This is a genomic window from Pseudomonas botevensis (assembly GCF_019145475.1).
GTDB lineage: Bacteria > Pseudomonadota > Gammaproteobacteria > Pseudomonadales > Pseudomonadaceae > Aquipseudomonas > Aquipseudomonas botevensis.
The window spans coordinates 206,128-218,743 of sequence record NZ_JAHTKI010000007.1; the positions used below are offsets into that span (position 1 = coordinate 206,128).

9 protein-coding genes are annotated in these 12,616 nt (G+C 60.4%); 6 read left to right on the top strand and 3 right to left on the bottom strand.

All coding sequences use genetic code 11. The annotated features are described in order from the left end of the window. Positions 1 to 74: 74 nt before the first annotated feature. From hemN to KVQ74_RS11980, 3 genes are all read right to left on the bottom strand, one after another. Positions 75 to 1,463: an oxygen-independent coproporphyrinogen III oxidase gene (hemN, locus tag KVQ74_RS11970; protein ID WP_217831281.1), complete on the bottom strand. Its 1,389-nt coding sequence runs from the start codon at positions 1,461 to 1,463 to the stop codon at positions 75 to 77. A gap of 20 nt (positions 1,464 to 1,483) precedes the next feature. Further along, on the bottom strand, positions 1,484 to 2,800 hold the full coding sequence (locus KVQ74_RS11975; protein WP_217831282.1) for an oxygen-independent coproporphyrinogen III oxidase: 1,317 nt from the start codon (positions 2,798 to 2,800) through the stop codon (positions 1,484 to 1,486). A gap of 108 nt (positions 2,801 to 2,908) precedes the next feature. Continuing rightward, positions 2,909 to 3,352 carry a CopD family copper resistance protein gene (locus KVQ74_RS11980; RefSeq protein WP_217831283.1) on the bottom strand — a complete coding sequence of 148 codons (444 nt, stop codon included), beginning with the start codon at positions 3,350 to 3,352 and terminating at the stop codon, positions 2,909 to 2,911. Between the two features lie 249 nt (positions 3,353 to 3,601). Here KVQ74_RS11980 and KVQ74_RS11985 point away from each other — a divergent pair, with 249 nt between their 5' ends. The 6 genes from KVQ74_RS11985 (at position 3,602) to KVQ74_RS12010 (ending at position 12,584) form a co-directional block, all read left to right on the top strand. Continuing rightward, a complete protein-coding gene (locus KVQ74_RS11985; RefSeq protein ID WP_217831284.1) occupies positions 3,602 to 5,341 on the top strand; it encodes a dipeptidase in 1,740 nt (579 codons plus the stop codon). A 219-nt stretch (positions 5,342 to 5,560) separates the two neighbouring features. Then, positions 5,561 to 5,905 carry a DUF4190 domain-containing protein gene (locus KVQ74_RS11990; RefSeq protein ID WP_217831285.1) on the top strand — a complete coding sequence of 115 codons (345 nt, stop codon included), beginning with the start codon at positions 5,561 to 5,563 and terminating at the stop codon, positions 5,903 to 5,905. A gap of 19 nt (positions 5,906 to 5,924) precedes the next feature. Next, positions 5,925 to 6,377, top strand: coding sequence for a DUF805 domain-containing protein (locus KVQ74_RS11995; RefSeq protein WP_217831286.1), 453 nt, complete (start codon positions 5,925 to 5,927; stop codon positions 6,375 to 6,377). 328 nt (positions 6,378 to 6,705) lie between these two features. Further along, positions 6,706 to 7,959, top strand: a complete 1,254-nt coding sequence (gene mexE, locus KVQ74_RS12000) for a multidrug efflux RND transporter periplasmic adaptor subunit MexE (RefSeq protein WP_217831287.1) — start codon at positions 6,706 to 6,708, stop codon at positions 7,957 to 7,959. 15 nt (positions 7,960 to 7,974) lie between these two features. Continuing rightward, a complete protein-coding gene (locus KVQ74_RS12005; RefSeq protein ID WP_217831288.1) occupies positions 7,975 to 11,166 on the top strand; it encodes an efflux RND transporter permease subunit in 3,192 nt (1,063 codons plus the stop codon). Then, positions 11,163 to 12,584 carry an efflux transporter outer membrane subunit gene (locus KVQ74_RS12010; protein WP_217831289.1) on the top strand — a complete coding sequence of 474 codons (1,422 nt, stop codon included), beginning with the start codon at positions 11,163 to 11,165 and terminating at the stop codon, positions 12,582 to 12,584. Before KVQ74_RS12005 ends, KVQ74_RS12010 begins: the two co-directional genes overlap by 4 nt. Positions 12,585 to 12,616: the final 32 nt, after the last annotated feature.

The window sequence follows — 12,616 nt, forward strand, 5'->3', positions numbered from 1 at the left end:
CCCCTTCGTGGGCAAGCCGCCGGGGCGTCGGGAAAGTGGCCGGGTGGCAGGCGTTTGCCGAGGTTATCGGCGACTCAAACCGTGCGGGAAAACCGTCCGTTTTGCTCGGCCCCCAGATAGGCATCGAACGCCATCGCGACGCTGCGCATCAGCAAATGCCCCTGGGGCAACAGACGCAATTGGTCGCGGTGAATTTCCAGCAGGCCGTCACCCACAGGCTCATTCAATGCCGCCAGCGCCCCGGCAAAGTACTCGCTGAAACAGATGCCATGACGCGCCTCGAACTTGCCGAAGTCGATCCGCCCATGACACATCAGGTCGCTGATGACCTCGCGGCGCAACCGGTCATCCGCGCTCAAACGGTAACCCCGATGCACCGGCAACAAGCCCTGATCGATGCGCGCGTAATACTGCGAAAGTTCCTTGACGCTCTGGCTGTAGCTGTCGCCGACCTTGCCGATCGCCGACACGCCCAAACCGATCAGATCGCAATCGGCATGGGTCGAGTAACCCTGAAAGTTGCGCTGCAAGGTGCCGTTGGCCCGGGCCAGCGCCAGCTCATCGTCCGGCAAGGCAAAGTGATCCATGCCGATGTACACATAACCGGCCTCGGTCAGGCGGAGAATGGTCAGTTCGAGCAATTCCAGTTTGCGCTCCGGCGGTGGCATGTCTTCGGGGCGAATCAGGCGTTGCGCGCGCACCAACTCGGGCAAATGCGCATAGCTATAGGCCGCGATGCGGTGCGGGCGCAGGGCAATGATCTTGCCGAGGGTGACGTCGAAGCTGTCCACTGTCTGCAGCGGCAGGCCGTAAATCAGGTCGACACTGATTGACTTGAACTGCGCCTCCCTGGCTGCCGCAACCAGCGCGTAGATCTGCTCTTCACTCTGCTGACGGTTGACTGCCGCCTGCACCTGCGGATCAAAGTCCTGCACACCGAAACTCAGCCGGTTGAAGCCCAGATGGCGCAACGACTGGATCTGTCCGGCGCTGATGGTGCGCGGATCGACCTCGATGGAAAATTCGTGGTTATCGCTGTCGTCCATGTCGAACGACTGGTGCAGACAAGTCATCAGGTCAGCCAGTTGTTCGTCGGTCAGATACGTCGGGGTGCCGCCGCCAAGGTGCAATTGCGTGAGCCGGCGCGAGCTGTCGAACAAGGACGCCTGCATGGCGATTTCACGCTTGAGGTAGCTCAGGTATTCCACGGCACGATGGGTCTTCTGGGTGATGATTTTGTTGCAGGCGCAGTAGTAACAAAGGCTTTTGCAGAACGGGATGTGGATGTACACCGACAACGGTTTCGGCACCGCGACCTGGTTGCTGTCGCGGGCGGCACGCTGATAGTCATCGACGGCAAACGCCTGATGAAACTGCGGGGCGGTCGGGTAAGAGGTGTAGCGCGGCCCCGGGCGGTCGTATTTTTCGACCAGGGCTCGATCGAAATCGCAGGCAGGCTTCATGATCAATTCACTCAAAAATGTTAATGCCGCGCACTGCCCGATTCCTTTTCAAACAGACTGCAAATGGCGTCCACTTCCTGCCGGCCGGCGGGAAGAATGCTGATAAAGCGCTCCGACAGCTCGATCAATCCGTCGCGGTTCAACTGCTCCAGCACCGGCCAGACCGATGAGAAATAGCGGTGGAACATCAGCCCATAGCGGCGCTCGACGGCGCGGATATCCAGCTCCTGATCGCACGCCAGGCGCTCCATTACCATGTGCCTGATCTGCTCGCCCTCCTCGAAACGCCAGCCACGGCAGGTCGGCAACTGATCGCAGTCCAGTTGCTGCTGATAGTGCTCGATCACTTCCGCGTTTTGCGTATACAGGTCGTCGATCTGACTGATCGCACCGACGCCCAGGCCGATGTGATCGCAGTAGCCGTGACGGGTGAAGCCTTCGCAGGTGCGACGTAACCGGCCCCGCTCCTGGGCGATCGCCAGGTCATCATCGGGCCGGACGAACTGGCCCAGGCCGATGTAGTGATAGCCCGCCGCATTCAAATCCTCGAAGCAGATCCGACGCATCGCGGCTTTGTCGTCCTGACTGCACAACGCCCTGCCCGTGCCACCAATCATCGACCGGTAACGGCGTGGTGGCCGTGCGTAATCGAATACCGTCAGCCTGTCCGGCTCCAGCTCGATGATGGTCTGCAGCTTCAGCGCGAAGCTCTCCGGCGTCTGCCAGCCGTGGCCGAAACCCAGATCGACGTTGACCGAGCGATAGCCGAACGTACGCGCGGCATCGATCAGCGAATTGATCGGTGCCGGGTTCTGGTAGCAGGCCACCGACATCCCGCAGTCGCTGTCGATGTCCGGAACGCCGATGCTGACGTGGTTGAACCCCTGCTCGCGCAATGCACCCATGGTCGACCAGTCGGTGTGATGCAGATCGACCTCGATGCCGAAGTCGCCGCCGTCATGTTCCAGAAAACGGAACCGGCTGCGCAGATGGCCCATCAATCGCTGCAGGTGGCCGATGGAAGGTGTCCCACCGCCAAGCTGAAACTGCTCGACCCGCTGCTCCGGGTGCAAATGACAGCCGACCAGATCGATTTCATGCTCCAGTCGCTGAAGGTAGTGCTCGACGTTGCAGAAGGCCGGGGTGAGGTTCGAAGGCAGGCGCACGCTCAGCGACAGCGGCCGACGTTTCTGTCGACTGACGCGCAGGCCACGCAGCAAATCCAGGGAGCCGATCCCGGCGTGAAATTTTCGCGTGTCGACATGACAGTTGGGGTCGAGGATGCCCTGATCGCACCGCGCGATCGGCTCGCCGGGACTGTGAAAGAAATTGAGCATGGCGCTCTCCGAGACTGGCTGCGGGTGATCAGTGTCCGGAATTGGCGAGGGGCGCTCCTTGATTTGCATCAAGCGCAAACCGAGTGTCTGCGCGGGCCGGACCATCGGTCACCACGTCAGGTAAAACATTCCCTTGGCCAGCAACACAATGGCGACCATGTGACAAAACACACTGGCGTGGATGAAGTTTTGATAGCGAGCGCTCATGCGTCCGCTTTTGAACAGCAACATGGCCGCCAGAAAATGCACGAGCACACTCACGGCCAAGGCGATTTTCAGCGTCAACAGCGTCCCAAACGACGAGGCCAGCGGCTGGGCCAGCACCGGCACATAACGCAGCCAGACCATGCCCGCCCCCGCGCCGAACAGCACCAGCAACACCCACGGCATCAGCGTCCTGGCCCGACGACCGACACCCTGCTCCACCAGCAGCATCACCCTGGCGGGCAGTTGCTTGCGGATGTGCTCCAGAAACAGGACTTCGAAGAACACCGTGCCGATGAAGATCAGCGCGGCAAACAGATGCAAGGTCAGACACAGCAGATAGAGCATGGGCTTGGCGCTCTCGGTTTGCTCCCAGACTACCGGCCCGGCCCCATCATGCAGTTGATATCAATCAAGAAACGCTCAACACGGCGAGGCGAGTGCCACTGTCGAAAAACAGTCACTTTTGCCGGACTGTGCGACAGATCCCGTTTCAGGGCTCCCGCTTCGCGGTCTTGCGGTGTTAGTTTGTAAGTGCATGTGTCTCAGTACTGAAACACTTCTTATCAACTGCCTTGCAAAGGAATGCCATTACCCATGGACTTTTCCCTCAAACAGCTCGCCGTCACTACCCTGATGCTGGCTGGCCTTTCGACCTTCGCGATCAATGCTGAAGCCAATGTCACCGCGCAGCAGAACGCGGCGATCATCAAGACGTTCAGTGACACTCCGGTTACCGATTTCCGCCAATTTCTGGGAAGCCTGGCCAAGAGCGATCTGGCGAAAACCGCCGACATCGGCCCGGCCATCAGCGCGTTCCTTGATAACAAAACCCTGACCGCCGAGCAGCAGAACGAGATCAATCGCCTGCTTGGCGTTTATGCGCGGGTGAAATACGGCGCAGCGGCGAAAGAAACCCTGCGTGAACTGGTGGAAATCCCGACCTATCGCAAGGAAGGCGTTGCCCAGCACGACAACCCGGAATTCATCAGGATCGCCGAAAAGATCAAGAGCCTGGCGCAATCCTTCAATCTGAACTTCCGCAACATCGACAACCGCGTCTACGAGATTTCCCTCGACGGCAGCGGCAAGGAAGTCGTGGGGATCCACGCCCACGCCGACGTGGTGCCGGTGACGCCGGAAAACTGGGTACTCGAGGACGGCACTCGCCTCGATCCGTTCAAGATCACGCTGATCGGCGACCGCATGTACGGCCGAGGCACTGAAGATGACAAGAACGGCATCGTGGTCACCCTGTACGCGATGAAAGTGATCAAGGAAGAAAAACTGCCGCTGGCGCGTCATTTCAAACTGCTGGTGGACACCACCGAAGAAACCACCGGCGACGCCATCCCGTATTACTTCGAACGCAACCCGACCCCGGAATACAACCTGGCGCTCGACGGCGGATACCCGGTGGTGATTGCCGAAAAAGGCTACGGCACGATCATGGCCAACTTCCCCAAGCGCAAGGCTGAAGGCAAAGGCGCACAAATCATCTCGTTGACCGGCGGTCTCGCCGCCAACCAGATCCCGTCGGCATCGGTCGCCACCCTGATCACCAACAAACCCGCCGAACTGGCGGCCAGCCTGCAAAAGGCCGGCACCGAGTTTGCCAACAACAACGGCGGCGATTTCTCGGTCAGCGCCAAGGTTGACGGCAAAGACGTGAAACTGACGGTGACCGGGGTTTCCGCGCACTCCTCCGAACCCGAATCCGGGGTCAATCCGGTCGCACGGATGCTGGTCTTCATCAATAGCATTGATGGAAAGGTGGCGCTCAAGCACAACCAGATCACCGACGCCGCGCGTTATACCGCCGACAACTGGGGCCTGGATTACCTCGGCAACACACTCGGCGTAGGTTTTTCCGACGCCTTCATGGGGCCTCTGACCACCTCCCCGACTTACGTGGGCGAAGACGACAAAACCTTCAAACTCGCCGTGAACCTGCGCGTACCGAAAGGCAAGTCGCCAGAAGTGCTCAAGGCCGAAATCGCTGAAAAGCTCGCGGCCTGGAGCAAGAAAAACCACGTCGCTGCGGTGTTCAACTACTCGATCGCCGAACCGATGTATCGCAATCCCGAGGGCGAGTGGGTCAAGGCGCTGCTGGCCGTCGCCACCGAGAACCTGGGCATGAAACACGAATTCGGCACCTCGGCCGGCGCCACCTCGGTGCATGAACTACCGAACGGCGTGCAATTCGGCCTGGCGATGCCTGACGTGAAATACACCGGCCACACCGACGGCGAATTCAAGACAGTGGAACAATTCATGCTGGACTTGCAGGTCGTCACCGAGATGATGGGCCGGATCGGGCAGTTGCCGAAGCTGTAAGCACCCTGTCAGATCTGTGGTGGTGGAGCTTGCTCCATCGCCACTTTCTCCAGCGTTCTCTTCTCAGTGTTACGCTCCCTCATCTGTCATCTTTCGCTATCAACAGCGAAGAACGCCTGATGGCAAAGTGCTTAATGACATTTTTTGTAATACAGATTAAATTACCCCCGCGCTGACCGGAGCAGGGTCGGCGCGTCTTGCATTCAGTTAAGGATAACGATGGCAATGGTCTATTGTCGTGCTTGCGCCAGGGAGCTTCACGAAACGGCGCTCACTTGCCCCCAATGCGGGGCGCCCCAACAGGCCTCAGCGCCCTCCTCGCAAGTCGACTCACCCTGGCTGGCCATCGTTTCGTTGAGCATCGGCATCATCTCGGCACTCACGCTGTTTGATGATTCCGAATGGGACAGGGAAACAATCGCCGGTGTCGGTATTTTCGCGCTTGCAGGTCTGGCCTGCGGCATTGTCAGCCTCAACCAAAAACACCCGGGCAAGAATCTCGCCATCGCCGGCATCGTTTTGTCAGGCATTGTCGCGTTCCTGATGTCCGTCTCCATCGAATAAACAATTTTAGGGAAAAAATATGAACATGGTTTTCTGCCGCGGTTGCGCCAAGGAGATTCACAGCACAGCGGTGGCTTGCCCACAGTGCGGCGCGCCTCAAGCGACCCAGCAATCCTTCGCATCCGGCCCTGCCATTGCGACGGGCAACGCCTATGTGGAAGCCTTGAAGAACTACGCCGTATTCAAAGGCCGCGCCACTCGCCGTGAATACTGGATGTTCGTGCTGATCAACCTGGGTGTCGCCATTGTCTTCGGCGTTCTCGATGCACTGCTGAACGCCCAAGGCATCCTTGCCAATCTCTACAGCCTGGCGGTGTTCCTGCCGAGCATTGCCGTCGGTGCGCGTCGGATGCACGACACCGATCGCAGCGGCTGGTGGTTGTTGCTGCCAATCGTCAACCTGGTGTTCCTGGTGCAGGACAGCCAGCCGGGCGACAACCGTTTCGGGCCTAACCGTAAAGGCATCAACTGATACACCCGGCAGACTGCTGATCGAGACGGCCGCCATGGCCGTCTCTTTGTTTGTGTGCCCCCCGCATGGCCACATTTGCCAGCATTGCATGGCGTTTTTAATCGCCAGATAATCCCGCCCGCTCAACGTCAGCCCCACTGTTGCGCTCTACGCAAGACACCATTGCCTCCGGGCTGATTGATAGCCACCTAACGAAAGGTGCATGCTAGAGGGCTCGCTCGAGCCTTATATCATTCCGAATGATAGTTACCTTCGTATCATTCGATTCGTTTGCCTTTACCCTCCCGAGCATCATCCGCCCATCTTCAATACATTGGCGGATGCATTCATGGAACAGTCATTCAAACATTTGCGCTTCCCGTTGGGCCTTCTGGCCGTAATGGTGATGAGCGCCTGCGGCAAGGCTCCGGAGACTGCAGCCGCGATGCCTGCTGCGCAGGTCAGCGTGGCCAAGGTGCTGGAACAACCCGTCAACGAGTGGGACGAATTCACCGGCCGCCTCGAAGCGCCGGAAACCGTCGAAATCCGTCCACGGGTTTCCGGCCAGATCGATGAGGTGGCCTTCACCGAAGGTGCTCTGGTCAAGAAAGGCGACCTGCTGTTCCAGATTGACCCGCGTCCGTTCCAGGCTGAAGTGCGCCGCCTCGAAGCACTGGTCGCCCAGGCCCGTGCCAGCGCCACCCGCAGTGAAAACGAAGCCGTGCGCGGCGAACGTCTGCGTACCAGCAACGCCATCTCCGCCGAACTGGCCGACTCGCGTACCAGCGCCGCACAGGAAGCCCGTGCCGCCGTCGGTGCACTGCAAGCGCAACTGGACCTGGCCAAACTGAACCTGAGCTTCACCCGTGTCACCGCACCGATCAGCGGCCGTGTCAGCCGTGCCGAGATCACCGCCGGCAACCTGGTGACCGCCGATACCACCGCGCTGACCAGCGTCGTTTCGACCGACAAGGTCTACGCCTACTTCGACGCCGACGAACGTGTGTTCCTCAAATACACCCAGCTCGCCCGTCAGGGCCAACGTGGCGCCACCACGCCGGTGTACATGGGCCTGTCCAATGAGGACGGCAACCCGCACCTGGGCCAGATGAACTTCGTCGACAACCAGGTCAACCCGAAAACCGGCACGATCCGTGGTCGCGCAGTGTTCGACAACAGCGACGGCTCCTACACCCCGGGTCTGTACGCCCGCCTGAAACTGGTCGGCAGCGGCACCTACAACGCCATGCTGATCAACGACGAAGCGGTCGGCACAGACCTCGGCAAGAAGTTCGTACTGGTGATGGATGGCGACAACAAGACCGCCTACCGCGCCGTTGAACTGGGACCGAAGATCGAAGGCCTGCGCATCGTGCGCACCGGCCTGAACAAGGACGACACGATCATCGTCAAGGGCCTGCAACGGGTACGTCCTGGCTCGCCGGTCACCCCTGAAGTGGTGCCGATGGCCAGCGAACAGACCCTCGCGGCACTCGCTCAACAACGCCAGGCGCTGGAAGCCAGCAACCTGCCCAAAGTCGCCCCCGCCAAGAGCGTGGCCGGCTCGGTGGTGAAACTGGCTGCTACGACCCCACGCGGTTAAGGGACACTGACTCCGATGAATTTTTCCCAATTCTTCATTTCACGGCCGATCTTCGCAGCGGTGCTATCGCTGCTGATCCTGATCGCCGGCGCGATCTCGCTGTTCCAGTTGCCGATCAGCGAATACCCGGAAGTCGTTCCGCCCACCGTGGTGGTACGTGCCAACTTCCCTGGCGCCAACCCAAAAGTCATCGGTGAAACCGTGGCGGCTCCGCTGGAGCAAGCCATCACCGGCGTCGAGAACATGCTGTACATGTCCTCGCAGTCCACCGCTGACGGCAAGATCACCCTGACCATCACCTTCGCCCTGGGTACTGACCTGGACAACGCGCAGGTGCAGGTGCAGAACCGGGTGACCCGTACCGAGCCGAAACTTCCCGAGGAAGTGACGCGCATTGGTATCACCGTCGACAAGGCTTCGCCCGACCTGACCATGGTTGTGCACTTGACCTCGCCGGACAAACGCTACGACATGCTGTACCTGTCCAACTACGCGATCCTCAACATCAAGGATGAGCTCGCGCGTCTGGGCGGTGTCGGTGACGTGCAGTTGTTCGGTATGGGCGACTACTCGCTGCGGGTATGGCTCGATCCGAACAAGACCGCTTCGCGCAACCTGACCGCTACCGATGTCGTCAGCGCCATCCGCGAACAGAACCGTCAGGTCGCTGCCGGTCAATTGGGTGCGCCTCCGGCCCCGAATGCCCAGAGCTTCCAGCTGTCGATCAATACCCAGGGCCGTCTGGTAACCGAGGAAGAGTTCGAGAACATCATCATTCGCGCAGGCGACAATGGTGAAATCACTCGCCTCAAGGACATCGCCCGCGTCGAACTGGGTTCCAGCCAATACGCCCTGCGTTCGCTGCTGAACAACCAGCCGGCCGTGGCCATCCCGATCTTCCAGCGTCCAGGCTCCAACGCCATCGAAATCTCCAACGAGGTTCGGGCGAAAATGGATGAGCTGAAGAAAAACTTCCCGCAAGGCATGGACTACAGCATCGTCTATGACCCGACGATCTTCGTGCGCGGCTCCATCGAGGCGGTGGTTCACACCCTCTTCGAAGCGCTGATCCTCGTGGTACTGGTGGTGATCCTGTTCCTGCAGACCTGGCGCGCCTCGATCATTCCGTTGGTGGCGGTGCCGGTATCGTTGATCGGTACGTTTGCGGTGATGCACCTGTTCGGTTTCTCGCTCAACGCGCTGTCGCTGTTCGGTCTGGTACTGGCGATCGGTATCGTGGTGGACGACGCCATCGTGGTGGTGGAAAACGTCGAGCGGAACATCGAGCTTGGGCTCAATCCGTTCGATGCGACCAAGCGTGCCATGGGTGAAGTAACCGGCCCGATCATTGCCACGGCGCTTGTGCTGTGTGCGGTATTCGTACCGGCGGCGTTCATCTCCGGCCTCACCGGTCAGTTCTACAAGCAGTTTGCCTTGACCATCGCGATCTCGACCGTGATCTCGGCATTCAACTCGCTGACCCTGTCGCCAGCGCTGGCGGCCGTATTGCTCAAGGGTCACGACGTACCGAAAGACCGCTTCTCCCGTGTACTGGACAAACTGTTGGGTGGCTGGCTGTTCCGTCCGTTCAACCGTTTCTTCGAAAAAGCCAGCCATGGCTACGTCGGCACCGTACGCCGGGTCATCCGTAGCAGCGGCATCGCCCTGCTGTTGTACGCAGGCCTGATGGTGCTGACCTTTTTCGGTTTCTCCAGCACGCCGACCGGTTTCGTACCCGGCCAGGACAAGCAATACCTGGTGGCCTTCGCGCAACTGCCGGATGCCGCGAGCCTGGACCGCACCGAAGACGTGATCAAGCGCATGTCCGACCTGGCACTGAAACAGCCTGGCGTGGAAAGTGCCGTAGCGTTCCCTGGCCTGTCGATCAACGGTTTCACCAACAGCCCGAACGCGGGCATCGTGTTCGTGACCCTGAAACCGTTCGACGAGCGCAAGGACCCAAGCATGTCCGCCGGTGCGATCGCCGGTGCCCTGAACGGCAAATATGCCGGGATCCAGGAAGCCTACATGGCGATCTTCCCGCCACCGCCGGTACAGGGTCTGGGCACCATTGGTGGTTTCCGTCTGCAAATCGAAGACCGGGGCAACCTGGGCTACGAAGAGCTGTACAAGCAAACCATGAACATCATTGCCAAGAGCCATAACGTTCCGGAACTGGCCAACCTGTTCACCAGCTACACCGTGAACGTGCCGCAGGTCGATGCCGCCATCGACCGGGAAAAAGCCAAGACTCACGGCGTGGCCGTCAGCGACATCTTCGACACCCTGCAGATCTATCTGGGTTCGCTGTATGCCAACGACTTCAACCGCTTCGGCCGCACCTATCAGGTCAACGTCCAGGCTGAGCAGCAGTTCCGCCTCGAGTCCGATCAGATCGGTCAGCTGAAAGTACGCAACAACAAGGGCGAAATGATCCCGCTGGCGACCTTCATCAAGGTCAGCGACACCTCGGGTCCGGATCGCGTGATGCACTACAACGGCTTCATCACCGCTGAAATCAACGGTGCGGCAGCCCCCGGCTACAGCTCCGGCCAGGCCGAGGCCGCCATCGAGAAACTGCTCAAGGAAGAACTTCCGAACGGCATGACCTACGAGTGGACCGACCTGACCTACCAGCAGATTCTGTCCGGCAACACCGCGCTGTTCGTGTTCCCGCTCTGCGTACTGCTGGCGTTCCTGGTGCTCGCCGCTCAATACGAAAGCTGGAGCCTGCCACTGGCGGTGATCCTGATCGTACCGATGACCCTGCTGTCAGCCATTACCGGGGTGATTGCTTCCGGTGGCGACAACAACATCTTCACCCAGATCGGCCTGATCGTACTGGTGGGCCTGGCCTGTAAGAACGCGATCCTGATCGTCGAGTTCGCCAAGGATAAACAGCAGGAAGGCCTCAGCCCGCTGGCTGCGGTACTGGAAGCCTGCCGTCTGCGTCTGCGGCCGATTCTGATGACCTCCGTCGCATTCATCATGGGTGTAGTGCCACTGGTGTTCTCCAGCGGTGCCGGTGCCGAGATGCGTCACGCCATGGGTGTGGCGGTGTTCTCCGGGATGCTCGGGGTGACCTTCTTCGGTCTGCTGCTGACGCCAGTGTTCTACGTACTGATTCGTAACTTTGTCGAACGCGGTGAAGCCCGCAAAGCGGCCAAGACGCCGAAACCGGGCACGCAACTGGAGGCGCAACAATGAGTCTGAAAGTCTTCCTGCCGAGCCTGCTGGTACTGGCCCTGAGTGCCTGTGCCGTCGGCCCCGACTACAAGACCCCGGAGACGGAGGCGGCCAACATCACCACCGCCACCGACGGCGCTGCCGGTCAGAAGAACTTTGACCGCTCCAGGTTCGAAGGCATCTGGTGGCAGCAGTTCGACGACCCGACCCTCAACCAGTTGGTGACTCAATCGCTGCAAGGCAACCGTGATCTGCGCGTGGCGTTCGCTCGCTGGAAAGCCGCCCGGGCGATCCGCGACGACGCCAGCAACGACGCCATGCCGACCATCACCAGCCGGGCCAGCAGTGACCTGGGCAAAGGGCAGATTCCAGGCCAGACCACCCAGCGGGTCAACAGCGAGCGTTACGACCTGGGGCTAGACATGGCCTGGGAAGTGGATCTGTTCGGACGCATCCAGCGCAATCTGGAAGCCAGCGAAGCTGACCAGCAGGCAGCCGAAGCCGATCTGTACCAGCTGCAAGTCACCATGATTGCCGAGCTGGTGGACGCCTACGGTCAACTGCGCGGCGCCCAGTTGCGAGAAAAGATTGCCCTGGCCAACCTGGAAAACCAGCGTGAGTCGCGCACCATCACCGTCAGCCTGCGGGACGCCGGTGTTGGCGACCAGCTCGATGTGGAACGCGCCGATGCGCGCCTGGCTTCGGTCGAAGCCAGCGTTCCGCAGCTGCAGGCCGAGCAGGTTCGACAGAAGAACCGTATCGCCACCCTGTTGGGCGAGCGTCCGGACAAGCTGACCGTCGACCTGAGTCCCAAAGACCTGCCGGCGATTGCCAAGGCCCTGCCGATCGGCAACCCGGGGGATTTGCTGCAACGTCGTCCGGACATTCTCAGCGCCGAACGCAAGCTGGCCTCGGCTACCGCGCGTATCGGTGTGGCGAAGGCAGACCTGTTCCCTCGGGTCAGTCTCAGCGGTTTCCTCGGCTGGACTGCCGGGCGTGGTTCGCAGATCGGTTCCTCGGCGGCCAACGCCTGGGCACTGGGTCCGAGCATCACCTGGGCAGCGTTTGACCTGGGCAGCGTGCGCGCCCGTCTGCGCGGTGCCGATGCAGATGCCGAAGGCGCCCTGGCGACCTACGAGCAACAAGTACTGCTGGCCCTGGAAGAATCGGAAAACGCCTTCAGCGACTACGGCAAGCGTCAGCAACGCCTGATCTCGCTGATCCGTCAGAGCGAATCGAGCCGCAAGGCCGCCGACCTCGCCGAGATTCGCTATCGCGAGGGCACCGCAGACTTCCTCGTCCTGCTCGACGCCCAGCGTGAGCGTCTGGCGGCCGAAGACAGCCAGGCCCAGGCCGAAGTTGATCTGTATCGCGGCATCGTCGCGATCTACAAGGCCCTGGGTGGCGGCTGGCAGCCAGAAACGGTCGCCAGCAAGTAACAGGTTTTTAAAGAGCTCCTTTGGTTGGCCGC